Here is a 24,526-nt window from a genome sequence, read left to right as displayed (position 1 = left end):
TGACAAGGGAGTTGATGTTGCCGAACTGTGGACACGGCTGTGGAAAACCTGGGGATAACCCACCCATTCCTGTGGACAGCCGGTGGATAACTCTGTGGACCGGCTGACGGGGCCTCAGTTCTCCACAGCCTGTGGATAACCGTTGTGCACAAGTCCACAGGTGGTTGACCTGCGCGGAAGAGCGTAGCCGTGATCGGCCTGTGGAGGAACCTCTGGATAACTCGCCCCCGCACACCCTGTGGACGGGGAGAACCCACCCGTTCCTGTGGAAAAGCAGGGGTGCGCGCCCGAACCGTTCGATTCGCAGGTCAGGCGTTCGGTGCGGCGGGCGGCCCGTGGATTCGGCCGCCGAGCGGATTCCTGCCCCGCCCCGGGCCCTTCCACACCCCCGTTCCGGCCCGGCCGGCCCCGACCGGTGCGGGCGGCTGCCCGTTCGATCGGCGTCTCTCTACTACGGGAGGCCCGGTGCGGTCCGCCGAAGGGGCGCCCGTGCACTCGGACGAGTGGCTTCCGTCGTGGGCCCGCCACTCGTCCGGGTAACGCCCGGGGCAGCCGGAAGGGGAGTCGGGCCGCCTCGGCCCGACTCCCCTTCGATGCGCCAACTACCGCTCTGCAGAAGGCTTTTGACTCTCCGACAGAATGATGTCGAGTGCCCTCTCGGCAGTGCGGGACTTTTGTTAGCTAGCTCTTGATGCGGTTGGTCAACTCGGTGACCTGGTTGTAGATGGACCGCCGCTCGGCCATCAGCGAGCGGATCTTGCGGTCCGCGTGCATCACCGTGGTGTGGTCCCGGCCGCCGAACTGGGCGCCGATCTTCGGCAGCGACAGGTCGGTCAGCTCCCGGCACAGGTACATGGCGATCTGACGGGCCGTCACCAGCACCCGGCTGCGCGAGGACCCGCACAGATCCTCGACGCCCAGCCCGAAGTACGCGGCGGTCTGCTGCATGATCACCTGCGCGGTGATCTCCGGCCCGGCGTCCTCGTCCCCGCCCGGGATCAGGTCCTTGAGGACGATGCCGGCCAGCTCCAGGTCCACCGGGGCCCGGTTCAGGTTGGCGAACGCGGTGACCCGGATCAGCGCGCCCTCCAGCTCCCGGATGTTGCGGGTGATCCGGGAGGCGATGAACTCCAGCACGTCGGCGGGGGCGTTCAGCTGCTCCTGGATCGCCTTCTTGCGCAGGATCGCGATCCGGGTCTCCAGCTCCGGCGGGGTGACGTCGGTGATCAGCCCCCACTCGAAGCGGTTGCGCAGCCGGTCCTCCAGGGTGATCAGCTGCTTGGGCGGCCGGTCCGACGAGAGGACGATCTGCTTGTTCGCGTTGTGCAGGGTGTTGAAGGTGTGGAAGAACTCCTCCTGCGTCGACTCCTTGCTGGCCAGGAACTGGATGTCGTCGACCAGCAGGATGTCGATGTCCCGGTAGCGCTTGCGGAACGCGTCCGCCTTGCCGTCCCGGATCGAGTTGATGAACTCGTTGGTGAACTCCTCCGAGCTCACGTAGCGCACCCGGGTGCCCGGGAACAGGCTGCGCGAGTAGTGCCCGATGGCGTGCAGCAGGTGGGTCTTGCCGAGGCCGGACTCGCCGTAGACGAAGAGCGGGTTGTACGCCTTGGCCGGCGCCTCGGCCACCGCCACCGCCGCGGCGTGCGCGAAGCGGTTGGAGGCGCCGATCACGAAGGTGTCGAACAGGTACTTGGGGTTCAGCCGGGCGTTCGGTTCGTCCTTGCGGGGGCCGCCCGCCGGGGGAGCGCCGGGCGGGGCCGGGACACCCGGGGGGCGCTCGACCTGGGAGTGCGCCGGGGTGGCGGGCCGGGCGCCCCGGCGCGCGCCGCCCTGTCGCGGCCGGTCCTCGTCCGGGGAGCCGAGCGCCCCGCCGAACAGGTCGCCCTGCGCGGAGTCCGGTCCGGGCCGGTGCGAGCGGCGCGGGGCGGGCTCCGGGCGCCGCTCGGGCACCGGGGCCGGGTCGCCCCAGCCGCCGGCCTCCGCACCGGGCTGGTGGTCGTGGTACGGGGCCTGGGCCGGCGCCCGGTAGGGCTCGGCGGCCGGGTAGCCGGACGGGTACGGCGGCCGCTGGTAGTCGTCCCCGCCCCGGCCCGGCCAGGCCCCGGGCGGCGGGCCCTGCTGCTGGTAGCCCCCGGCGGGCCCGGACGGGTACGGCTGCTCGGCCCGGGCGGAGTAGGGCTGCTCGACGCGCGCCGGGTAGGACTGCTCGGGACGCGGGTGCGGCCACTCCGGGACGGGCTCGGGGTCGAGCTCCTGGTCCTGGTCCGGCTCGCCGGCCGGGGCGGCGTTGGCGTCCACCATCACCGCGATCCGCACCTGGCGGCCGAACTCCTGCGAGATGGCCTCGGTCAGCTGCGGCAGCAGCCGGCCCTCCAGCACCTGCTTGGCGAACTCGTTGGGCGCCGCCAGCAGGGCGGTGTCGTGCATCATCCACATCGGCTGGGTGCGGCGGACCCAGTTCTTGTCCTTCTCCACGACATCGCTGTCGCTGACCAGTCGCTCGACGACCCTCGACCACATCAGGACGAGATCGCTGTTGACATCAGCCACTGGTACACGCTTTCTCGTTCCCCGAGCAGGGGGAGCCAGGCAAGGTCAGGGGAAGTGGGTTCGGGTGCGGCGGCGGCGGGGCGGCCGCGGCACAGAACAAAAGAGACAAGTCCTGCAACGGTAGTCAGCGCGCAGAGCTGATTCAAGTTGCTGTCCACAGGCTGTGGGCAACGGTGCGGCAGCCACCTGGTTTGACCCTCGGACCCGCTCCCGCGTACCGTAACCAGGTCGAGTTGTCGATGGCCGCTGCCGCATGTCCGCGGGTCCGCCCGCTTCCATGACGCGCGCAGCACGGGCGCCGTGGTGGTCCTCGACCCAGCAGATCTGGGTCCGGGGGCCGGATTTCCCAGTGCAAGGGGAGATCGCGCGGACGCACGGTGACGGCCAAGCGACTCCCCGTCATCCTACGATTCACCCCAGGAGCCCCCGAGTGAGCAAGCGCACCTTCCAGCCGAACAACCGTCGTCGCGCCAAGACCCACGGCTTCCGGCTGCGCATGCGTACCCGTGCCGGCCGCGCCATCCTGGCGAACCGCCGTGCCAAGGGCCGCACCGCCCTGTCCGCCTGATCCGCGCAGAGGGTCTGACGTGCTGCCCACCGAGAATCGGCTGCGGCGGCGCCAGGACTTCGCGACCGCGGTGAAACGCGGTCGCCGCGCAGGCCGGCCCCTGCTGGTGGTCCACCTCCACAGAGAGGTGGACCCCGAGGCGGGAGCCGGCCGGAACAGCGACTCACACCCGCACGTCGCCGAGGGGCTTCCTTCGGCGCGTGCGGGTTTCGTCGTGAGCAAGGCCGTGGGGCCGGCCGTGGTCCGCAACGCGGTGAAGCGTCGGCTGCGTCACCTGGTCCGCGAGCGCCTGTCCCGGTTGCCCGCAGGTAGCCTGATAGTGGTACGGGCGCTGCCGGCTGCGGCGACGGCTCCGTACTCGGACCTTGAGCACGACCTGGACGCGGCGCTGCGGCGCCTGCTCAGGTCGGAACCGACCGGCAGTGCCCCGACGGGAACAGGGCGATGAAGTACCTGCTGATGGGCCTGATCAGGCTCTACCAGTGGACCATCAGTCCGCTGCTCGGTCCGGTGTGCCGTTATTACCCCTCGTGCTCCCACTACGGGTACGAGGCGGTTCGCGTCCACGGCGCGATCAAGGGCGGCTGGCTGACCGGCTGGCGCATCCTCCGCTGCAACCCTTGGTCTCCCGGTGGGGTTGACCACGTTCCGCCGCGAAAGCACCCGGTGTGGCACCGCCGGCTGCGCAATCTGCTGAACCCCACGAGCGGGACCGCCGAGCCGGAGCCGGTGGCGAAGCCCGATGCCCAAGGAGTCTGACCGGTGACCTTCGGTTTTCTGAGTCCCCTCTACACAGCGGTGTCCTGGATCATCGTCCAGTTCCACTCGCTGTTCAGCCACGTCTTCGATCCCGACGGCGGTCTGGCGTGGGGTCTGTCCATCGTGATGATGGTGGTCGTCATCCGGATCTGCCTGATCCCGCTCTTCGTGAAGCAGATCAAGGCGACCCGGGCCATGCAGGCGATCCAGCCGAAGATGAAGGCCATCCAGGAGCGCTACAAGAACGACAAGCAGCGCCAGTCCGAAGAGATGATGAAGCTGTACAAGGAGGCGGGCACCAACCCGTTCTCCTCGTGCCTTCCGATCCTCGTGCAGGCGCCGTTCTTCACCGCCCTCTACGGCGTGCTGGCCTCGATCGCCAACGACAAGACGATCGGCGTCATCGACCAGCCGCTGCTGGAGAGCGCCAAGCAGGCCCACATCTTCGGCGCCCCGCTGTCGGCCAAGTTCGTCGGTGCGGACAGCATCCACATCCAGATCGTCTGCGCGGTCATGATCGTGCTGATGTCGCTGTCGCAGTTCGTCACCCAGCGCCAGCTGATGACCAAGAACGTCGACCTGTCGGTCAAGACGCCGTTCATGCAGCAGCAGAAGATGCTGATGTACGTCTTCCCGGTCATGTTCGCCGTGATGGGCATCAACTTCCCGGTCGGTGTGCTGGTCTACTGGCTCACCACCAACGTCTGGTCGATGGGCCAGCAGCTGATCGTCATCCGCAACAACCCGACGCCGGGCAGCCGGGCGTGGGACGAGCGCCAGGTGCGGCTGAAGAAGGCGGGCCGGATCAACCCGGACGGTTCGATCCAGAAGGCCGGCGTGATGGCGATGCTCACCGGCTCCAAGAACCCGAAGGGCGTGGAGGCCGACGCGCAGGCGGCGGTCGCGGAGAGCGTGCAGGTGCGTCGGCAGCAGCCGCGCAAGCAGAGCAAGGCCCAGCGCCAGGCGACCGCCACCCACCAGTCGCACACCGCGGAGCCCGCGGACGCGCCGGACGCGGCGGCGGACGGGGCGGAGGCCAAGCCGGCCGCGGCCACCTCGGCCGACGCCGGGAAGTCCGGTACGAAGGCGGGCGGGGCGAAGCCGGGGGCCCAGTCGGGCCAGGGCCAGCGCCAGCAGCCGCGGCGCGGTGGCCAGGCCGGCCAGCGGCCGAAGAAGAAGTAGTCCCCACCCTCGTTCTCGGCCCCACCCGAGGGCCTCGTTTCCGAAGGAGTCCACCTGTGACGGATGGCACCACCTCCGCCGTCGACACCGCGCCGGCCGGTGAGAGCGCCCTCTCGCGTCTGGAGCACGAGGGTGACATCGCCGCCGACTACCTGGAGGGTCTGCTGGACATCGCGGACCTGGACGGCGACATCGACATGGACGTCGAGGGGGACCGGGCGCTGGTCTCCATCGTCGGCGAGGGCGACGACCGGACGCTGCAGCGGCTGGTGGGCCAGGACGGCGAGGTGCTGGAGGCGCTCCAGGAGCTGACCCGGCTGGCCGTGCACCGGGAGACCGGTGAGCGCAGCCGCCTGATGCTGGACGTCGCGGGCTTCCGGGCGCGCAAGCGGGCCGAGCTGGCGGAGCTGGGGGCGGAGGCGTCCGAGCGGGTCAAGAGCACCGGCGAGCAGGTCAAGCTGCGGCCGATGACCCCGTTCGAGCGCAAGGTGGTGCACGACGCGGTGGCTGCCGCGGGTCTGCGCAGCGAGTCGGAGGGCGAGGAGCCCCAGCGGTGCGTGGTCGTGCTGCCGGCTTGATGCCGGTGGTGCTGCCGTCCCGGTGTCCGACCCCGCCCGCCTCGCGCGGGCGGGGTCGTCGGCTCTACGGCGGAGTGGTGTTTCACGTGGAACAGTGCTGGTACGGCGGGTGGATTCGACGGTGAGCGGAGAAGCAGAGATGGACAGGGACGACACGGAGCCCGAGGCGCCGTTGGAGGGGCCGGGTCAGACCCCGGAGGCGGCGGGACGGATCTTCGGCGATCGGCTGCCGCAGGCCGTGCGCTACACCGAGCTGCTGGCGACCGCCGGGGTGCAGCGCGGGCTGATCGGCCCGCGCGAGGTGCCCCGGCTGTGGGACCGGCACGTGCTCAACTGCGCGGTGCTGGCCGAGCTGCTGCCCGCCGAGGTCTCGCTGTGCGACGTCGGCTCGGGCGCCGGCCTGCCGGGCATCCCGGTGGCGCTGGCCCGGCCGGACGTGTCGGTGACCCTGCTGGAGCCGCTGCTGCGGCGCACCACCTTCCTGGAGGAGGTGGTCCGCGAACTCGGCCTGGAGAACGTCACCGTGCTGCGCGGCCGGGCCGAGGAGACGGTCGGCAAGCTGGCGGTGGACGTGGTGACCGCCCGCGCGGTGGCGCCGCTGGACCGGCTGGCCGGCTGGGGCATGCCGCTGCTGCGCCCGTACGGGCAGATGCTGGCGCTGAAGGGCGACACCGCCGAGCAGGAGCTGGCGGACTCGCGGGCGGCGCTGGCCCGGCTCGGCGCGGTGAAGTGGTCGGTGATCGGGGTCGGCGAGGGCGTGCTGGTGACCCCGACCCGGGTGGTGCGGGTGGAGGCGGGGGAGAGCCCCGGCGGCGTCAAGGCGGCCACCCGCCGGGCCCGGGCGGCCCGGGCCGGCCGCGGTGGCAAGGGCGGCGAGGGCGCGGGTCGGCGCGGCACCGGCCGCGGGCGGCGCTGAGCGTTTCGCGCTGGTGTTCGGGGCGGGTGGCCGGTGGGCCGCCCGCCCCGTTTCCGTCGGGCGGGGACCGGAGTGTCGGCCTCGCTGATCCCGACATTCCGGGCATCGTGTTCCACGTGAAACGTCGCTTCCTGCTCTCCGGCGTACTTGATCAAGGACTCAATCGGACCCCGGACCGTCACCCGGACGTGACTGTCGCGGCCCCGGTTTCACGTGAAACACTGACCCCCATGCAGGAGTCGGAGATCGTCGATCAGGTGGATGACACCCCCGTCGCCCGGGCCGCGCACACCGCCGTCCCGGCCGTCGGGCACGCCGGGGAGGCGCTGCCCCGGCCCGCCGCGACCCGGGTCATGGTGGTCGCCAACCAGAAGGGCGGGGTGGGCAAGACCACCACCACCGTCAACCTGGCCGCCGGGCTGGCCATGCACGGCCTGCGCGTGCTGGTCATCGACCTCGACCCGCAGGGCAACGCCTCGACCGCGCTCGGCATCGACCACCACGCCGAGGTGCCGTCCATCTACGACGTGCTGGTCGAGGGCAAGCCGCTGGCCGACGTGGTGCAGCCGGTGGTCGACGTGGAGGGGCTGTTCTGCTGCCCGGCCACCATCGACCTGGCGGGCGCCGAGATCGAGCTGGTCTCGCTGGTCGCCCGGGAGAGCCGGCTGCAGCGCGCCATCGCCGCCTACGAGCAGCCGCTGGACTACGTGCTGATCGACTGCCCGCCCTCGCTGGGGCTGCTGACCGTCAACGCGATGGTGGCCGGCCAGGAGGTGCTGATCCCGATCCAGTGCGAGTACTACGCGCTGGAGGGCCTTGGCCAGCTGCTGCGCAACGTGGAACTGGTGCGGGCGCACCTGAACCCCTCGCTGCACGTGTCGACCATCCTGCTCACCATGTACGACGCCCGGACCAGGCTGGCCGCGCAGGTCGCCGAGGAGGTGCGGACGCACTTCGAGAAGGAGGTGCTGGCCACCGCCATCCCGCGGTCGGTGCGCATCTCCGAGGCCCCCAGCTACGGGCAGACCGTGCTGAGCTACGACCCGGGTTCCACCGGCGCGCTCTCCTACCTGGAGGCGGCGCGCGAGCTGGCGCTGCGGGCCGAGGTCGCCAAGTCGACGGTCGGGCGGCACCGGGCGGGCGCGGCGGTCGTTCCGTCGCAGAGCGGCGGGGAGACGTCCGCGCCGACGGCACAGCACAGTTCGATGGAGGGCAAGCGGTGAGTGGCACGCGCAGGGGTCTGGGCAGGGGTCTGGGGGCGCTGATCCCGGCGACCCAGCCGGCGGCCGTAGGTGGAGCTCCGGCCGAGTCGGCCGGGACCGTCGCGGTGGCGCCGGTGGTGCCGACCGACCGCGGCACGGTGGCGGCCAAGGCCGCCGCGGAGAGCCTGCGGGAGCTGGCCGGAGACCAGCGCCGCAGCGTCCTGGAGGCGGCGCTGACCCCGGTGAACGGCGCCCGGTTCGCTGAGCTGCCGCTGGAGTCGATCCGGCCCAACCCGCGCCAGCCGCGCGAGGTGTTCGACGAGGTGAAGCTCGCCGAGCTGGTCTCCTCGATCAGGGAGGTCGGCCTGCTGCAGCCCGTGGTGGTCCGTCAGACCGGGCCCGACGGCTACGAGCTGATCATGGGCGAGCGCCGCTGGCGGGCCTCCCGGGAGGCCGGTCTCGACGTCATCCCGGCGATCGTCCGGGCCACCGACGACGACAAGCTGCTGCTGGACGCGCTGCTGGAGAACCTGCACCGGGCCGAGCTGAACGCGCTGGAGGAGGCCGCGGCCTACGACCAGCTGCTGCGCGACTTCGGCTGCACGCACGACGAGTTGGCCGACCGGGTGGGCAAGTCCCGGCCGCACGTCTCCAACACGCTGCGGCTGATGAAGCTGCCGGTGTCGGTGCAGCTGAAGGTGGCGGCGGGGGAGGTCACCGCCGGGCACGCCAAGGCGATCCTGATGGTGCCGGACGCCGAGCGGCAGGAGAAGCTGGCCGCGCGGGTGGTGGCCGAGCTGCTCTCGGTGCGGGCCACCGAGGAGATCGCCAAGCTGATGGCCGGCGTCGAGCCGAAGAAGCGCGCCCCGCGCGCCGACCCGCTGCCCACCCCGGCCTTCGAGGAGCTGGCCGGGCGGCTCTCGGACCGCTTCGAGACCAGGGTCAAGGTCGAGGTCTCGCAGCGCGACGGCAAGCTCGGCAAGGGCAAGGTGGTACTGGAGTTCGGTTCGGTCGAGGACCTGAACCGGATCCTGGACAGTCTGGCCCCGGGCGAGCGGGGGCTGCCGCTGTCCTGATCCGGCAGCCCCGGACCGCGGACCGACGGGTGCATGTTTCACGTGAAACGTGCACCCGTTCCGTTGGGCGGAGCAGACTGGGGGCAGGAGGGTTTCCGCCTGGAGGAGGAGGTGCGGGCGTGGGACGGAGGGTCGTTCCGCTGACGCTGGACAACCTCGCTGATCTGCCGAACACCTGCCGCTCCTGCGTCTTCTGGGAGCTCGACCCGGTCAGCGGGCGGGACGCGCAGGACGCCGGCAAGGGGGAGTTGGAGAAGGAGGGGTGGATCTCCGCGGTGCTGCTGGAGTGGGGGTCCTGCGGGCGGGTCGCCTACGTGGACGACCGCCCGGCCGGGTTCGTGCTCTACGCCCCGCCCGCCTACGTGCCGCGCGGGCAGTCCTTCCCGACCAGCCCGATCTCGCCGGACGCGGTGCAGCTGATGGTGTCCCGGGTGCTGCCGGACTTCCAGGGGCAGGGCCTGGGACGGGTGCTGGTGCAGTCGGTGGCCAAGGACCTGATCCGGCGCGGCTTCCGGGCGATCGAGGCGTTCGGCGCGCAGGGGCGGGAGGTGCCGAGCTGCGTACTGCCCGCCGACCACCTGCTGGCGGTGGGCTTCAAGACCGTCCGCCCGCACCACAGGTACCCGCGGCTGCGGTTGGAGGCGCGCACCACGCTCTCCTGGCGGGGCGACGTGGAGGGCGCCTTGGAGCGGCTGCTCGGCGGCGGGCGCAAGGAGCCGGCGCTGCGGCCGTTCTGACGTTCCGAGGGAGCCGTTCTCCGCTCCGGGGCGGCCCGCGCGCGGGAGCCGCCGCCGCGCTGAGGGCTTCTCGGCGAAGCCGCCGGAGCGCCGGTGGAGGGCGCCGGGAACGCCGCGGCGGCCCGGACGGGGGTGCCGTCCGGGCCGCCGCGGGGTGGTCGGGCCTACAGGTACTCGGCGAGCTCGCGCAGCAGCGCGGCCTTCGGGCGGGCACCGGTGATGGTCTTCACCAGCTCGCCGCCCTTGTAGACGTTCAGCGTCGGGATGGAGATCACGTTGTACGCCGCGGCGGTCTCCTGGTTGGCGTCCACGTCGAGCTTGACCACGGTCAGCTTGTCGGCGTGCTCGGCCGCGATGTCCTCCAGGACCGGGGCGACCTGGCGGCACGGGCCGCACCAGGTGGCCCAGAAGTCGACGAGGACGGGCTTGTCGCTCTTGAGCACCTCGGCGTCGAAGGTGGCGTCGGTTACTTCCTTGGTGGCGCCGGCCACGGGAACTCCTTGGGGTCGGAGGAGAGGTACGTCAGGGATAACAACGGCGGGGGCGGATCTGTTTCTGCCTCCGCCCGGACGGACCTGCCGGTGGGTCAGGTCCGTCGCGGTCGCCGGGAAGCGGGCGGGTGCGCGGGGGCCGCGGGCGGTGCTGCGGCGGGTGCGTCAGACCGCGACGACGGCGGCCGGGGCCTCGTCGGCGTCGGCCAGCGCGGCCAGGTACCGCTCGGCGTCCAGCGCGGCGGAGCAGCCGGTGCCGGCGGCGGTGATGGCCTGGCGGTAGGTGTGGTCCACCACGTCGCCGGCGGCGAAGACGCCGGGCACGTTGGTGCGGGTGGAGGGGGCCTCCACCTTGAGGTAGCCCTCGGCGTCCAGGTCGAGCTGGCCCTTGAACAGCTCGGTGCGCGGGTCGTGGCCGATCGCGATGAACAGGCCGGTGACGGGCAGCTCGCGCAGGTCACCGGTGTTGGTGTCGCGCAGGGTCACGCCGGAGAGCTTCGGGTCCCCGTGGATCTCCTCGACCGCGCTGTCCCAGGCGAAGGTGATCTTCGGGTCGGCGAAGGCGCGCTCCTGCATCGCCTTGGAGGCGCGCAGCGAGCCCCGGCGGTGGACGACGGTGACGCTGCGGGCGAAGCGGGACAGGAAGGTGGCCTCCTCCAGGGCGGTGTCGCCGCCGCCGACCACCGCGATGTCCTGGTCGCGGAAGAAGAAGCCGTCGCAGGTCGCGCACCAGGAGACGCCGCGGCCGGAGAGCTTGTCCTCGTTCGGGAGGCCGAGCTTGCGGTGCTGCGAGCCGGTCGCGACGATCACGGCGCGGGCGCGGTGCACGGTGCCCTCGGAGTCGGTGACGGTCTTGATCTCGCCGGTGAGGTCGACGGCGACGACGTCGTCCGGGACCAGCTCGGCGCCGAAGCGCTCGGCCTGGGCACGCATGTTGTCCATCAGCTCGGGGCCCATGATGCCGTCGCGGTAGCCCGGGAAGTTCTCCACCTCGGTGGTGTTCATCAGGGCGCCGCCGGCCGTGACCGCGCCCTCGAACACCAGCGGCTTCAGGGAGGCGCGCGCGGTGTAGAGCGCAGCGGTGTACCCGGACGGGCCGGAACCGATGATGATCACGTTACGGACGTCGCTCACTGCTTCTCCTGGTTCGCCTGGCGTCCCGCTCGCGCGGGGAGGGCGGTCTGCTCCGCCGCCCCGGACAACGACTCACCAGTCTCCCGCATTCCCAGGCCCGGCCGCACCCACCGCCCGCACTCCGGGCGCGGTGGGCCCGGCCGGGCGAGGAATCAGGGGGCCGGTACGGCGCTGTGCAGCAGGATCGTCGAACCGGGGCAGTCCGGGGTGGCCAGGTAGACGTCCAGCGGGCCGTCGCCGCCGGGCGGGCGGAACACCAGGGCCAGCACCGGACGGCCCCGGTAGCGGCCGGAGCCGGTGGCGGCCGGCTGCTCGCCCGGGTGCCCGGTGGCGGCCAGGACGCAGGACGGGAGCCCGGTGGCGCCCGTCCCGGACGGGGTGTCCGGGCCGAGCTGCTCCGGCGCGTTCCGGTGCATCAACTCCCGGACCTGCCCGGGGAGCAGGGCGGCGGTGAAGTCCGGGCCGGCGTCCTCGGCGCCGCCGCCCGGGGCGACCTGGTGGGGGGCCGCCGAGTCGCCGCCGCGGTCCCCGGCGGTCGGGGAGCCGGCGGCCGCGTCGGCGGTGTACTTGGCGGCGCTGCTGCTCCCGCCGCCGTCGCGGTCGAGCAGCGAGCCGCCCAGCCCCACGGCGAGCGCCACCACCGCGACGGCCGCGGTGGCCAGCAGCAGCCGTCCGTCGCGCCGCCGCCGGTGCGGCGGACGGCCGGGGCCGGTGGCGGCGGACGGCGCCCGCCGGGGCGCCGGTGCGGTGCGGGGCGGCCGGGGCGGCTTGTGCGGTGGACAGGGGAGCGGGGTGCGCCGGCCGGGTCTCGGCGCGGGCGGCGGACTCGGTGGCCAGCGCGGCCGTCAGCCGGTCCGCGACGTCCTGCGGCATGGCGGGCGCGGGGGTGTCGGCGAGCAGCTCCGGGAGGCCGCACAGGGCGGCGAAGTCCTCGGCGCAGGACGGGCAGTCGGCCAGGTGCGCGCGCAGCGGCGCGGCCTGCTCGGGCGGCAGCAGGTCCTCGGCGAGGTCGGCGAGGGCGTCCGGGCCGGGGTGGCCGGAAGGCGGGTGCGGCGTCATCGCGGGGTCGCATCTCCTTCCAGCGCGGGCGAGGGATCCGTGGGTGGGACGGGGGAGGGCGGGTTCGGGTTCCCGCTCCGGGGCGCGGGCGGGGCGGTCCCGCCCGGGTCCGGCCCGGTTCCACGGGGAACGGCGGGCCGGGCGTCCGCGGACGTTCCACGTGGAACGGCGCCCGGGTCGGTCGGTGTTCCACGTGGAACGGGGGGCGGCTCGGTTCCACGTGGAACACGGCCCGGCCCGAGGTGGCGCAGCAGCGGCAGCAGCCGGGCCCGGCCGCGGGCGCAGCGGCTCTTCACGGTGCCGACCGGGACGCCGAGCACCTCGGCGGCCTCGGCCACCGGGTAGCCCTGCATGTCGACCAGCACCAGCGCGGCCCGCTGCTCGGCGGGCAGTTCGGCCAGCGCGTCGGCCACCTCGCGGCGGGTCTCGGCCCGCACCGCGTGGTGCTCGGCGTCCTCGGCCGGGCCGAGCGCGCGCTCGGCGGTGCCGTCCGGACGGTGGTCGAGCGACTCGGCCCGGCGGACCGCGCCGCGACGGGCCCGGTCCAGGCAGGCGTTGACCACGATCCGGTGCAGCCAGGTGGTGACCGCCGAGCGGCCCTGGAACCCGGCGGCGGCCCGGAACGCGGAGACCAGGGCGTCCTGCAGGGCGTCGGCGGCCTCCTCGCGGTCGCCGAGGGTGCGCACCGCGACCGCCCACAGGCGGTCCCGGTGACGGTGCACCAGCAGCCCGAAGGCGTCCGGGTCACCCGCTGCGTGCCGGGCGAGCAGCTCGGCGTCGGTGGGCTCCTCGGCCATCCGCCCCCTCCTTGCGGTTCGGCCGTCCGCTCCGGCGGCCCTGGGTCACATCGTTGGGGATGCGCCGGAGCGGATCAAGGGGTGTTCGGGAGGAAGCGGGGTGCCTAGCCGTTGACCTGGACCTCGGCGACCTTGCCGCGGAAGCCGCCGTCGTCGCCGACCGGGACGCCGGTCAGCCAGAGCAGCAGGTACCGGGTGGTGACCGGGCTGCCCGGCTTGAGGGTGACCTTGCTGCCGGAGTCGGCCGCGATCGAGGCGCCGAAGCTGCGGAAGCCGGCCTCGTCGGAGCTGGGCTGGGTGGTGGTGCCGGTGGGCGCGGCCTTCAGTTCGGCCTTGGTGTCGCCGAGGAACTGGACGTCCACCGAGCCGACCCGGCGGGCCGAGCCGAGGTCGATCAGCAGGCCGGTGCCGGGGCGGTAGGCGCCGAACTGGTCGTTGTAGCGCTGGGTGGTCCAGGCGGTGGCCGGGTTGCCGTCGGTGGCGTTCGGCAGCTCGCTGAAGTGCTCGCTCTTGTTGTCGCCGAAGGCGTTGAACGGCGAGAGCGTGGTGATGGCGATCTTCTCGCCGGTGGCGGCGGCGGGGGCCGAGCCGGACGGGGCGGGCGCCGGGGCGGTCTGGCTGCTGTCGGGCTTGTCCTGGCGGGCGTTGACGTACTGGGCCAGCTGCCAGGAGCCGACCGCCACCGCGGAGAGCGCGACCAGCGAGGCGGTCCACTTGAGCAGGCGGCGCAGCCCGCGGCGGGTGCGCGGGTGCGGCGCGGGGGCCGGGGCGGGCGCGGGCTCGGTGCGCGGGATCACCTGGGTCTGCGCGGTGCTCGCGTAGCGCGGCCGGGCGGCGGGCAGAGCGCGCAGCGCCGGCGGGGCGGGCTGCTCGGGCTGCCGGATCCGCGGCATCCGGCCGATCGCCGCGGCCAGCTCGGCGGGGCTGGTGATCGGCTCCTTGTGGTTCGGGGGCTGCTCGCACAGGATGCGCGCGGCGAGCTCCGCCAGGCCCTTGTGGACGCCCGCCCGGACCTGGTCCGGGGGGACGCAGCCGAGCCCCTTGGGCAGGCCCTGGAGGTCGTAGCGGTCCTCCGGGTAGGGCCAGCGGTGGGTGAGCGCGGCGTACAGCAGTGCGCCGATCGCCCGGACGTCGGTCAGCTCGGCGTCCTCGGCGGGCAGCCCGCGCAGCGCCGCGTCCACCGCGATGCCGTTGATCCGGTACTGGCCGCCGTCGGTGCGCAGCACGCACTTGGGGGTGAGCCGCAGGTGCGCCTGGCCGCGCTCGTGGGCGGCGGCGATGGCGTCGGTGACCTGGCGGACCATCTGGTACGCGTCGTAGGGCTCCATCGGGCCGTCCGACAGCAGCCCGCCGAGGTCGCGCGCGCCGGGCAGCCACTCGCGGATGACGTAGACCAGCTCGCCCTCCTGCACCGCGTCCAGCACCTGGACGAAGCGCGGGTCGCCGAGCAGGGCGGCGCTCCGGGCGGCGGTGAGCACCGACTTGGCGCGCCGGTGGCCGGCCGCCAGCAGGTGGACGCCGACGGCGCGGCGGAGCTTCTCGTCGACGGCCCGCCAGCTGGTGAAGGTCTCCGACTCGGAGATGCACTCCTCCAGCCGGTAGCGGGCGCCGATCTTGTCGCCGCTGTGCCGCTTCGGGGCGGGCAGCACGGTCGGCAGGGTGGCGGTGTCGGCGTCCAGGGTCTCGGTGCTGGTGGCCGGGGCGGGCTCGGACGGCTCGACCGGCGGCAGCGGGCGGCGCACCCCGCGGCTGCGGGAGGGGCGGTCGGGGCGGGCGCCCTGGGCGGCGAGCTCGGCGTCGATCTCCTGGGCGGAGAGCGGGGCGGTGACCTCGGGGGGCAGGCCCGACGCGCCGTCCCCGGCGGCGTCCGGGACGGGGGTGTCCGGGGCGTCCGGGACGGGGGCGGCCGGGGCGTCCGGGACGGGGGCGGCCGGGGCGGCCGGGGCCCGGCGGGGCCGCGGGGCGTTCGCGGCGGCCGGAGCCGGGGCCGGAGCCGGGGCGGGCTTCGGGCGCGCCGCGCGCAGCGGGGTGGTCTTCGGGTCCGCCTTGGCGGTGCCCTTGCCGTTGCTCCGGCCGGTGCTCTTCGCCCCGTTCCTGGCCGCCTTCGCCGAACCGTTCGCGGAGCCGTTCGGAGAGCCGTTCGCCGAACCGCTCGTGGAGCCGTTCGGGGAGCCCTTCGCCGGGCCCTTGGCGGCCCGGCCGCGCTCGGAGCCGCGGTCGGACCCGTGGTCGGAGCCGGCCTCGCGCTCCGCGCCCGTCGTCGGCGCGGCCTCGGTCGCCGCCCCGTCCGTCTCGGACGTGTCGACGATCGCCTTGGTGCCGTCAGCCACCGTGGTCCTGCCTCCCCTTGTGTCGCCCCGGTCCATCCCAGGACGGTCGACGTCCCCGTTGCCGGGGTGGTCGGCCGTGCAGGGTCAATTGTGCCCACTTCCGCACACCAGGTACGACCTCTGGGGGTGGCGGGAGGTTGCCCGGTTGCCCACATCCGGCGGAACAGCAGACGAATGGGCCGGAACCGGGGGTGTTCCCCGACTCCGGCCCAGGAGAAGCGTACTGAGGATCCGACGGTTCGTCCTCGTCCGGGTTGACGTCGCGTCAATCCGGTGCCGACGGGTCGTTCAGCGGCCGAGCCTCCTGCGGACCATTCCGGTGAGTGCGCTCAGTTCCTCGATGCGCATCTTCCGCGCCAGCACCAGGAAGACCGCGAGCTGCGCACCGGCCGCGACCAGCAGCGTCAGCACGTTGCCGATCCAGCCGTCCAGCACCTGCAGGGCGAGCAGCTCCAGGGCCAGGCCGACGGCGGCGGCGGGCAGCGAGGCGATGGCCAGCCGGACGTAGGTCTTGGTGATCCGGGCGGTGTCCAGGCCGCCGACCTTCGCCTTCAGCTTGGGCACCGCGACGAACACGCCGACCGCGTAGGACAGGCCGTAGCCCAGCGCCATGCCGGTGACCGCCCACTGCGCGGGCAGCACCAGCCAGCACAGCACCGCGGTGGCGGCCTGGGTGAGCGCCACCCAGACGGTGTTGGAGAACGGCGTGCGGGTGTCCTCGTACGCGTAGAAGCCGCGCAGCAGCACGTACTGCACCGAGTACGGGATCAGGCCGAGGGCGAACGCGGAGAGCATGTAGCCGACCGCGGTGGTGCCGTGGGCGACCGCGCCGCCGTTGCCCAGGCCGTAGATCGAGGAGCCGATCACCGGGCCCAGCGACAGGAACAGGAACGCGGCCGGGACGATCGCCACCGCCGAGGTGCGCAGGCCGTAGGAGAGGTCGTCGCGGACGGCGCCGGAGTCCTGGTCGGCGGCGGCCCGGGAGAGCCGGGGGAGCACCGCGCTCATCACCGAGACGGTGATCACCGCCATCGGCAGCTGCCAGATCAGCAGCGCGTTGGAGTAGGCGGCCAGGCCGACGCCGAGGTGGCCGTCCTGCTCGGCGGCCTTGCCGGAGGCGGTGGCCAGCTGGGTGACGACCAGGAAGCCGGCCTGGTTGGCCAGCACGAACAGGAAGGTCCACTTGGCGAGCCGGGCGGCCTTGCCCAGGCCGTGGCCGCGCCAGTCGAACCGGGGCCGGAACGAGAAGCCCGCCGCCCGCAGGTACGGGATCATCGACAGCGCCTGCACGGCCAGGCCCAGCATGGTGCCGATGCCCAGCAGCCGGACGCCCTCCGGGGAGATCGACTGCGGGGTGACCTCGGTGTGCTGGAAGGTGCCGTACACCGCGATGTACATCACGAAGGTGAAGATCACCACGACGTTGTTCAGGACCGGCGTCCACATCATCGCGCCGAACCGGCCGCGGGCGTTGAGGATCTGGCCCATCACCACGTGCACGCCCATGAAGAAGATGGTCGGCAGGCAGTAGCGGGCCAGCGCCACCGTGGTGTCGGCGCTCGCCCGGTCGCGCATCAGCGCGTGCGAGATCAGCTGCACCAGCACCGGCGCGGCCAGCACCGCGACGAACACCACGCCCGCCAGGCCGGTCACCACCAGGGTGAGCAGCCGGTTCGCGTAGGCGGTGCCGCCGTCCTCGTCGTTCTTCATGCTGCGCACCAGCTGCGGCACGAACACCGCGTTCAGCGCGCCGCCGCCGATCAGGATGTACAGCAGGGTGGGCAGCGTGTTGGCGGCGTTGTACGAGTCGCCCATCGAGGCCACGCCGATCGCGGCGGCGATCACCATGGTGCGCAGGAAGCCGGTGCCCCGGGAGACCAGGGTGCCGGCCGCCATCACGGCGCTGGAGTTCAGCAGCCCGGCGACCCTGGCCGCGCCCCCTCCGCCGCCCCCGGTACCGGCGGGGGCGTCGGTGTCGGCGGGTGCCGGGGCGGGCGCCGGCGGGCCGCCGGGCACGGGGGCGGCGGCCGCGTCGGCCTCCAGCACGGCCGCGTCGGCCCGCATCACCGCCTCCTCCTCGGACAGCGGCGGGTCGAACTCGATCGGCGGCACGTACGGGCGCGGGCCGGGCGCGGCCCGCACCCCGCCGTCGCCCTCCCCGTTCTCGGCCTTGCTCCCGGAGGCGTCCCCGCCCTCGTCCGCGGGCTCCTCGGGCCCCGCGGTCCCGGGCTCCTCGGTGGAGTCGGCGGCCGTCCTCGACAGCAGGGTGTCCACCCCGACGTAGTCCTCGACGGGCTCGGGCTCGACCGGGACCTCCCAGCGGGGCGGCCCGGCGGGCCTCCCCGGCGCGACCCCGGCGGCGTCCTCCGCCTCCTCCGCCTCCTCTTCGGCCTCCTCCGGCTCCGCCGCCCGCTGCGTCTGCGCGGCCTCCTGCACGGGTCCCTCCTGCACGGGCCCCTCCTGGACGGGTGCCTCCGCCTCCGCCGCGACCTCGGCGGCGATCGACGCCCAGCGCGGCGCCGGGGCGGTCAGCTGCAGGGTGGCCTCGCCCGGGTGGCCGGGCTGGCCCGGCACCGCGGCCGAGGCCTCCGGGGTGTCCGTCTCGTCGGGCCCCGCGCCCGGCAGGTCGATCGCGCCGTACGGGTCCGCGCTGCCGAACGCCTCCGCGGCGTACGGGTCGTGGGCGTAGGTGTCGGCGACGTACCAGTCGGCGGCCGGTTCCGCGGGGGCGGCGGACCGGGGGCCGCCCGCGCGCTCCCGGGGCCGGCCGCCCTGGTCCTGGGTTGCTCGCTCGCTCCGCTCGTTCATGCCACCAATCCACGTCAGAGAGGGGGATGGGCGCCCGGGGGGTGGGGCGGCCTAGTGATCCACCTTCTCATCACCGGAGACCCGATCCGCGTCATCCGCCGCGGACGAGGGGTCCGCGTCGGACGGCCGTCCGGCGTCCGCCCCGGCCCGGTCCCCGATCGGGCGGTCCGGGTCCTCGTCCACCTCGCCGGCCGCCCGCCGCTTCTTGCGCTGCAGGGAGAACCGCACCCCGGCGAGCACCATCAGCACGGTGCCGCCGGCGATCACGTACATCACGCCGCTGGCCACCGAGGTGACGTCGACGGTGAACTCCATCGCCTCGCCGTAGGGCCGGGCGTTCGGGCCGGTGGTCCACAGCTGCGCGGTGACCCGGACCGGGCCGTTGACCTGCGCCTCGACCGGGAAGCGGAGCGAGGAGTTGGTGCCGGCGTCCAGCACCACCGACTGGATCGGGTAGTCGATCCGCAGCCGGTTCGCCTGGGTCGAGGTGAGCCGCAGCTCCAGGTTGCCGACCGCCTGGGTCAGCCCGTTCTTCACGCTGACCAGCATCGTCGCGTTGTCGCCCGGCAGGGTCACCACGGTCTTCTGGACCACCCGGACCGCGGCCTTCAGGTTGTCCAGGTAGGTGCGCACCCCGAGCCGGTACTCGGCGCCGGCCTTCGGCTGGTCGCGCCACTGGGTGGACATCGAGCGCACCATCGCGGCGCTGAACGGGCCGCGCACCCGCTCCGGCTGGGTGAGGACCATCATCAGCTGGTCCACGCCGTCCTGGAGCTGCATGGTCGCCGACAGCTCGGCGGTGGACAGCTCGCCCGCCGTCGCCCCGGCCGGGTACGACTCCGGGACGGAGGTGTTCGCGGCCTTGTCCGGGGCCATCCCGGCGACCTTCTCCAGCGTCGCCGCGGCCGCCCAGCCGCCCTCCGCGGCCTTCTGCACCGAGTCGTGCAGCGCCTGCGCGGTGCCGACGGTCAGCGTGCGGGGCGGCAGCACCAGCAGGCCGCGCGGGTGCTCCGGCTCCTGGTGGGCGATCGCCATCGTCTCGGCCAGGAAGTGCTGCTCGGTCAGGGTGCGGCGGCTCTCGGTGCCCAGGTCCTGCTGGAACATCGCGGCCAGCGCCGGGTCGGAGACCACCGCGGTCTGCCCGTTGCCGACCGGACGGGCCGCGCCCGGCGTGTAGGGCAGCTTGTCGGACTCCGGCAGCGACGAGCCGTCGACCAGCAGCAGCCGTCCGCCCGCCGCGCCCGCCACCGCCGCGGTGCGCTGGTCCAGCACGCCCAGGTACGGCCAGGCCACGTCCGACCTGGCGTCCACCGAGAGCCTGGCCTCGGTGGTGATCTGCCCGGCCGTCACCGCCTTGCGCAGCGCGTTCTCCATGCCGTTCAGCCCGGCGCCGTTGTGCGCGATCGAGGCCAGGTCGGGGTCGGCGTACGGCAGCGACACCACCTCGTTGCCCGGGGCGGTCAGCGCCTCGCGCAGCTTCGACAGCCAGGCCGTCGCCGCGTCGCGCCCGGTGCCCGGGACGGTGTTCTCCTCGCTCGCGGACTCGCCGGAGGTGCCCGGCTTCTGGACCCGGTACGGCTTGGTCATCGCGTACACGGTGTCCAGCAGGTTCGGGTCGATCGCCCAGGTCAGCCCCTGCATGGTGGAGCCGATCTGGACCAGCTGGTTCAGCCGCCCGTCACCGGTCAGCTCCGCGGCCAGGCCGTCGTCGCGCAGCACCGGCGTCTGGTTGGTGTCCGCCATGGTCTGGGCGACCAGCACCGGCGCGTGGGTCAGCGGCCAGACCACCGCCAGCTGCGAGGGCTGGGCGGTGTCCCGGCCCTGGTAGGGCAGGTAGGTCCGGGCGATGCCCAGCGGGTGGGACGACTCGCCGCCGGTGCTGCCCCAGACGTCCACCGCCAGCTCGTACGGGCCGGTGTCCCTGACCTTCAGCGCGGACACCTTCACCGCCAGGGTGAAGTCCCGGCTCTGCCCCGGGTCCAGGTCGCCGACCTCGTCGACCGGGTCGTCCAGCGCCAGGCCGTCCAGGGTGCTCGGGGTGGTCCGCGACTCGGTCAGCGCGATGTCGCTGCGGGTCTTCATCGGCCGGGCCTGCGGCTGGCGCACCTTGACCGTCGGCGACTTGAGCTTCGTCGGACCCGAGTTGACCACCTTGCCGGTGATCGTCACGGTGTCGTTCTCGTGCGCGACCTGCGGCGCCACGGTGTCGATCTCCACCACGGCCGGGTAGTCCGCCGCGGCGGCCGGTGCGGCGGCGGCCGGAGCGGCGCCCAGGACGCCGACCAGCCCGCTCGCGAGCAGCGCGGCGGACCCCCTGGCCAGCAGGCCCCTCCACCGTCCGCGGCGCGCCGCCACCGCCGCGTTCCGCCCGGTCCGCTCGTCCACGCGCGTCCTCGCCGTTCCCGATCGTCTCGATCACTCCACGCACCGCCGCGACCGTCCCGGTCGGGCGGTCCTCGGCCGAGGAGCGTCCATCCGGCATGGTAACGATGCCGTCCGGCCCGCAGTGTTGCGGCCCGGGGGCTGCCGGACCGGCCCGGAAGCCGCCGGACCGGGTCCTGCGGCGGGAAACGGGAGGGCGGCGGAGCAGGCCGGGCACGTACCCTTGTGAGCCGTGTCCACTGCCAATGCGTCCAGCACCAATCATTCCAGCTCCGCCGACCGGTCCGTCCTGCCGGGGCTGACCGAGGCGCAGACCCTCGGTCTGCAGGAGCTGCTGCGGGTCTCCCCGGTCGCCGACGAGATCGCCCGCCGCTTCCAGGAGGCCGGCCACCGGCTGTCGCTGGTCGGCGGGTCGGTCCGGGACGCCCTGCTGGGCCGGCTCGGCAACGACCTCGACTTCACCACCGACGCCCGACCGCAGCAGATCCTCAAGCTGGTCAAGGGCTGGGCCGACGCGGTCTGGGACGTGGGCATCGCGTTCGGCACCGTCGGCGCCCGCAAGGACACGCCCGAAGGCTCCTTCCTGATCGAGATCACCACCTACCGCAGCGAGGCCTACGACCGCAGCTCGCGCAAGCCCGAGGTCAGCTACGGCGACTCGATCGAGCAGGACCTCGTCCGCCGCGACTTCACCGTCAACGCGATGGCCGTCGACCTGCCCGGTCGGCGGTTCGTCGACCCGCACCACGGCCTGGAGGACCTGGAGGCCCGGGTGCTGCGCACCCCCGCCACTCCCGAGGAGTCCTTCTCCGACGACCCGCTGCGGATGATGCGCGCCGCCCGCTTCGCCGCCCAGCTGGACTTCGAGCCGGCCCCCGAGGTGGTCGCCGCGATGACCGCGATGGCCGAGCGGATCGCCATCGTCTCCGCCGAGCGCGTCCAGGCCGAGCTGAACAAGCTGCTGCTCGCCGAACACCCGGTCAAGGGCCTGCGGCTGCTGGTCGACACCGGCCTGGCCGACCACGTGCTGCCCGAGCTCCCGGCGCTGCGCCTGGAGAGCGACGAGCACCACCGGCACAAGGACGTCTACGAGCACTCGCTGACCGTGCTGGAGCAGGCGATCGCGCTGGAGACCGAGGGCCCCGACCTGGTGCTGCGGCTGGCCGCGCTGCTGCACGACATCGGCAAGCCGCGCACCCGCCGCTTCGAGTCCGACGGCCGGGTCTCCTTCCACCACCACGAGGTGGTCGGCGCCAAGATGACCCGCAAACGGATGCGCGAGCTCAAGTACTCCAACGAGCTGGTCAACGAGGTGTCCCGGCTGGTCGAGCTGCACCTGCGCTTCCACGGCTACGGCGGCGGCGAGTGGACCGACTCCGCGGTGCGCCGCTACGTCACCGACGCCGGCCCGCTGCTGTCCCGGCTGCACAAGCTGACCCGCTCCGACTGCACCACCCGCAACAAGCGCAAGGCCGCCGCGCTGGCCCGCACCTACGACTCGCTGGAGGAGCGGATCGGCGTCCTCCAGGCGCAGGAGGAGCTGGACGCGATCCGGCCCGCGCTGGACGGCAACGAGATCATGCGGCTGCTCGGCCTGAGCCCCGGCCCGGCGGTCGGCCGGGCCTACAAGCACCTGCTCGAACTGCGCCTGGAGCACGGCCCGATGGCGCACGAGGAGGCGGTGGCCGCGCTGCGCGCCTGGTGGGCGGAGCAGCCGCAGGACTGACGCCCGCTCAGCCCTTGCTGAGGGACGGCGCGGGCGCGGCGGCGGCCGGGGCCAGGCACAGCCGGTACCGGTAGGTCCGCTTCTTCGACCGGTACTGGCCGTCGTACGGCGTCGTCCCCGGGTGGTCCTTGCCGCAGTTGAGCGTCGGGGTGCTCCGCCCGGACTCGCGGTACTGCACCTTCCAGGCGGCGCCCGACGCGCTGCAGGACACCTCCTTGTGCTTGGCGTCCAGGCACTCCCCGACCTTCGGGCCGCTGTCGCCGGCACCGGTCAGCGCGGCGAACCCCCACAGGCCGCCGACCACCGCGCCGATCAGCCCCAGGCCCAGCGCGGCCCCGCGGATCTTCGCGCCCCGGCTGACCGGCTTGGACGGCGCCTTCGGCGGCTCCTGCCCCCAGGCGGGCAACTGCCCTTCCCCGACGGGCGGTTGGCCGTACGCGGGCGGCTGGCCGTAGGGCTGCTGCGGCGGCTGGCCGTAACCGGGCGCCGGCGGCTGCTGGCCGTACGCGGGCGGCTGGGCGTAGCCGGACGGGGGCTGCTGGCCGTACGCCGGGGGCTGCTGGCCGTACGGCTGCTGCGGCGGCTGCCCGTAGCCGGACGGCTGCGGCTGGGCGTAGCCGGACGGGCCGCCGTACGCCGGTGGCGGCGGCTGCTGGCCGGGCCGGCCGTACGGGTCGGGCTGGCCGTAGGGCCCCGGCGGCGGCGGTGTGCTCATCTGATCCCCCTGGCGTCGGTTGGGTTGCCGTGCGCCCACGTACCCTAGCGGCCGACCCGCCGTCAGGGGCGCCGGGACGCCCGGAAGTACAGCACCGCCCCGGCCGCGTACAGCACCGACAGGCCCACCATCACCGGCACCGAGCGGCCGTCCAGCGGCAGGACCAGCGCGGTGGCGGCGGCCGCGGCGACGAACGCGACGTTCACCAGGACGTCGTAGATCGCGAACACCCGGCCGCGGTACTCGTCCTCCACCGACTCCTGCACCAGCGTGTCGGCGCAGATCTTGGTGCCCTGGGTGACCACGCCCAGCAGCAGCGCCGCCGCCATCGCCGGGACCTCCCGGAAGGTCAGGCCGAGCGCCGGGACGAACACCGCCGACCCGGCCAGGCAGAGCGTCATCCAGCCGTGCAGGCCGAACCTGCGGGTGGCCCACGGGCTGACCGCCGCGGCCAGGAAGAAGCCCACCGCGGACAGGCCGACCGCCAGGCCCAGGGTGGCCAGGCCGCCGTCGAGGTCGTCGGCCCGGTTGAAGGTGTACCGGCACAGCATCAGCACCACCACGGTCAGCACGCCGTAGCAGAACTTGGCCAGGCTCACCGCGGCCAGCGCCCGCACCGCCGGACGGCACTCCCGCAGCAGGTGCCGCAGACCGGCCAGCAGGTCGTGCCACGCGGTCGCCAGCGCCTGCCGCAGCGGCGGCAGTTCGCGGCGCAGGTCGGGGCCCAGCTCGTCCGGCGCGATCGGCCGCACGGCCAGCGCGGCCACCAGGTACAGCAGCGCGGACAGCGCCACCGTCAGCGCGTTGCCGTTCGAACCGGACGCCAGCAGCCCCACCGCGAGGCCGAGGCCGCCGCCGCCCGCCGCCACCACCGCGCCCAGGGTCGGCGACACCGCGTTGGCGGTGACCAGCGCGGACGGCTCCACCACCCGGGGCAGCGAGGCCGAGAGACCGGCCAGGATGAACCGGTTGATGCCCATCACCAGCAGCGCCGCCGTGTAGAACACCCAGCGCGGCACCCCGACCACCAGCAGCAGCGCGGTCAGCAGGCAGAGCCCGCAGCGGACCAGATTGCCCGTCAGCAGCACCTGCCGCCGCCGCCAGCGGTCCAGCATCACGCCGGTGAACGGGCCGATCGCCGAGAACGGCAGCGTCACCACCGCCAGCGCGGCGGCGATCTCGGCGGGGGAGGACTGCTTGTCCGGGGAGAAGAGCGCGTAGGCGGCCAGCGAGGCCTGGAACACCCCGTCCGACAGCTGGGAGAACAGCCTGACCGTCAGCAGCCGCCGGAAGCCGGGGCCGCGCAGCAGCCCGAGCAGCAGGCCGAACAGGGTGGCCTCCTGCGGGGGCCGTTCGGTGATCACCCGCCAAGGGTGCCACGAGGCCGATCCGGTTTCACGTGAAACATTCACCGACTTCCGGCGAACGAACGCCCCCCGTGTGCTTCCGCACCACCGATGACCGGCCCGTCGCGGGCTCGTTGAGCCCCCGGGGAGGGAACAACCACCTCGGA

The 24,526-nt window shown here is 73.6% G+C and carries 20 protein-coding genes; 10 read left to right on the top strand and 10 right to left on the bottom strand.

The genetic code is table 11. The annotated features are described in order from the left end of the window. Nucleotides 1-681 precede the first annotated feature (681 nt). Entirely contained in the window at nt 682-2,553 is a 1,872-nt protein-coding gene (dnaA, locus tag HUT16_RS18370) for a chromosomal replication initiator protein DnaA (protein ID WP_176189237.1), read from the bottom strand. 430 nt (nt 2,554-2,983) lie between these two features. On the opposite strand from dnaA, the gene rpmH reads away from it, so the two are divergent. The 9 genes from rpmH (at nt 2,984) to HUT16_RS18325 (ending at nt 9,571) form a co-directional block, all read left to right on the top strand. Next, a complete protein-coding gene (gene rpmH, locus HUT16_RS18365; protein ID WP_033214180.1) occupies nt 2,984-3,121 on the top strand; it encodes a 50S ribosomal protein L34 in 138 nt (45 codons plus the stop codon). A 19-nt stretch (nt 3,122-3,140) separates the two neighbouring features. Further along, nucleotides 3,141-3,569, top strand: coding sequence for a ribonuclease P protein component (rnpA, locus tag HUT16_RS18360; protein WP_176189236.1), 429 nt, complete (start codon nt 3,141-3,143; stop codon nt 3,567-3,569). Next, nucleotides 3,566-3,880 carry a membrane protein insertion efficiency factor YidD gene (yidD, locus tag HUT16_RS18355; protein ID WP_176189235.1) on the top strand — a complete coding sequence of 105 codons (315 nt, stop codon included), beginning with the start codon at nt 3,566-3,568 and terminating at the stop codon, nt 3,878-3,880. The genes rnpA and yidD overlap by 4 nt, the downstream gene beginning before the upstream one ends. Nucleotides 3,881-3,883: 3 nt before the next feature. Continuing rightward, on the top strand, nt 3,884-5,062 hold the full coding sequence (gene yidC, locus HUT16_RS18350) for a membrane protein insertase YidC (RefSeq protein ID WP_176189234.1): 1,179 nt from the start codon (nt 3,884-3,886) through the stop codon (nt 5,060-5,062). Between the two features lie 56 nt (nt 5,063-5,118). Further along, complete coding sequence (locus tag HUT16_RS18345) at nt 5,119-5,640, top strand: R3H domain-containing nucleic acid-binding protein (RefSeq protein WP_176189233.1); 522 nt, start codon at nt 5,119-5,121, stop codon at nt 5,638-5,640. A gap of 139 nt (nt 5,641-5,779) precedes the next feature. Next, on the top strand, nt 5,780-6,556 hold the full coding sequence (gene rsmG, locus HUT16_RS18340) for a 16S rRNA (guanine(527)-N(7))-methyltransferase RsmG (protein ID WP_176189232.1): 777 nt from the start codon (nt 5,780-5,782) through the stop codon (nt 6,554-6,556). Between the two features lie 230 nt (nt 6,557-6,786). After that, a complete protein-coding gene (locus HUT16_RS18335; protein WP_176189231.1) occupies nt 6,787-7,779 on the top strand; it encodes a ParA family protein in 993 nt (330 codons plus the stop codon). Further along, nucleotides 7,776-8,834: a ParB/RepB/Spo0J family partition protein gene (locus HUT16_RS18330; RefSeq protein ID WP_176189230.1), complete on the top strand. Its 1,059-nt coding sequence runs from the start codon at nt 7,776-7,778 to the stop codon at nt 8,832-8,834. The genes HUT16_RS18335 and HUT16_RS18330 overlap by 4 nt, the downstream gene beginning before the upstream one ends. A 119-nt stretch (nt 8,835-8,953) precedes the next feature. Beyond that, nucleotides 8,954-9,571, top strand: a complete 618-nt coding sequence (locus HUT16_RS18325; protein ID WP_176189229.1) for a GNAT family N-acetyltransferase — start codon at nt 8,954-8,956, stop codon at nt 9,569-9,571. A gap of 164 nt (nt 9,572-9,735) precedes the next feature. Here the strand turns inward: HUT16_RS18325 and trxA are convergent, their stop codons facing one another. From trxA to HUT16_RS18290, 7 genes are all read right to left on the bottom strand, one after another. Next, nucleotides 9,736-10,062 carry a thioredoxin gene (gene trxA, locus HUT16_RS18320; protein WP_033214191.1) on the bottom strand — a complete coding sequence of 109 codons (327 nt, stop codon included), beginning with the start codon at nt 10,060-10,062 and terminating at the stop codon, nt 9,736-9,738. Between the two features lie 165 nt (nt 10,063-10,227). After that, a complete protein-coding gene (gene trxB, locus HUT16_RS18315; RefSeq protein WP_176189228.1) occupies nt 10,228-11,196 on the bottom strand; it encodes a thioredoxin-disulfide reductase in 969 nt (322 codons plus the stop codon). Between the two features lie 152 nt (nt 11,197-11,348). Next, nucleotides 11,349-11,834 carry a hypothetical protein gene (locus HUT16_RS18310; RefSeq protein WP_176189227.1) on the bottom strand — a complete coding sequence of 162 codons (486 nt, stop codon included), beginning with the start codon at nt 11,832-11,834 and terminating at the stop codon, nt 11,349-11,351. A 417-nt stretch (nt 11,835-12,251) separates the two neighbouring features. Continuing rightward, complete coding sequence (sigM, locus tag HUT16_RS18305; protein WP_176189226.1) at nt 12,252-13,052, bottom strand: RNA polymerase sigma factor SigM; 801 nt, start codon at nt 13,050-13,052, stop codon at nt 12,252-12,254. 104 nt (nt 13,053-13,156) lie between these two features. Beyond that, the gene (locus tag HUT16_RS18300; protein WP_176189225.1) at nt 13,157-15,382 is read right to left on the bottom strand and encodes a protein kinase family protein; all 2,226 of its coding nucleotides are present in this window, start codon (nt 15,380-15,382) and stop codon (nt 13,157-13,159) included. Between the two features lie 288 nt (nt 15,383-15,670). Further along, nucleotides 15,671-18,190, bottom strand: a complete 2,520-nt coding sequence (gene murJ / locus HUT16_RS18295) for a murein biosynthesis integral membrane protein MurJ (RefSeq protein ID WP_176189224.1) — start codon at nt 18,188-18,190, stop codon at nt 15,671-15,673. A gap of 51 nt (nt 18,191-18,241) precedes the next feature. Further along, entirely contained in the window at nt 18,242-20,575 is a 2,334-nt protein-coding gene (locus HUT16_RS18290; RefSeq protein WP_176189223.1) for a DUF6049 family protein, read from the bottom strand. A gap of 295 nt (nt 20,576-20,870) precedes the next feature. Between HUT16_RS18290 and HUT16_RS18285 the strand changes: the two genes are divergently transcribed. Continuing rightward, complete coding sequence (locus HUT16_RS18285) at nt 20,871-22,298, top strand: CCA tRNA nucleotidyltransferase (protein ID WP_176192737.1); 1,428 nt, start codon at nt 20,871-20,873, stop codon at nt 22,296-22,298. A gap of 7 nt (nt 22,299-22,305) precedes the next feature. On the opposite strand, the gene HUT16_RS18280 is transcribed toward HUT16_RS18285, so the two are convergent. Then, nucleotides 22,306-23,013: a hypothetical protein gene (locus tag HUT16_RS18280; RefSeq protein ID WP_176189222.1), complete on the bottom strand. Its 708-nt coding sequence runs from the start codon at nt 23,011-23,013 to the stop codon at nt 22,306-22,308. A 62-nt stretch (nt 23,014-23,075) separates the two neighbouring features. Continuing rightward, nucleotides 23,076-24,377, bottom strand: a complete 1,302-nt coding sequence (locus tag HUT16_RS18275; RefSeq protein WP_176189221.1) for an MFS transporter — start codon at nt 24,375-24,377, stop codon at nt 23,076-23,078. Nucleotides 24,378-24,526 lie beyond the last annotated feature (149 nt).

Origin of the sequence: Kitasatospora sp. NA04385, assembly GCF_013364235.1 — a bacterium.
GTDB lineage: Bacteria > Actinomycetota > Actinomycetes > Streptomycetales > Streptomycetaceae > Kitasatospora.
This window is presented reverse-complemented; position numbering and strand designations above follow the sequence as displayed.

Excerpts from the sequence above, each read along its gene's own strand:
- murJ (WP_176189224.1), bottom strand. The coding sequence starts at position 18,190 with ATGAACGAGCGGAGCGAGCGAGCAACCCAGGACCAGGGCGGCCGGCCC.
- sigM (WP_176189226.1), bottom strand. The coding sequence starts at position 13,052 with ATGGCCGAGGAGCCCACCGACGCCGAGCTGCTCGCCCGGCACGCAGCG.
- rsmG (WP_176189232.1), top strand. The coding sequence starts at position 5,780 with ATGGACAGGGACGACACGGAGCCCGAGGCGCCGTTGGAGGGGCCGGGT.
- yidD (WP_176189235.1), top strand. The coding sequence starts at position 3,566 with ATGAAGTACCTGCTGATGGGCCTGATCAGGCTCTACCAGTGGACCATC.
- HUT16_RS18335 (WP_176189231.1), top strand. The coding sequence starts at position 6,787 with ATGCAGGAGTCGGAGATCGTCGATCAGGTGGATGACACCCCCGTCGCC.
- HUT16_RS18280 (WP_176189222.1), bottom strand. The coding sequence starts at position 23,013 with ATGAGCACACCGCCGCCGCCGGGGCCCTACGGCCAGCCCGACCCGTAC.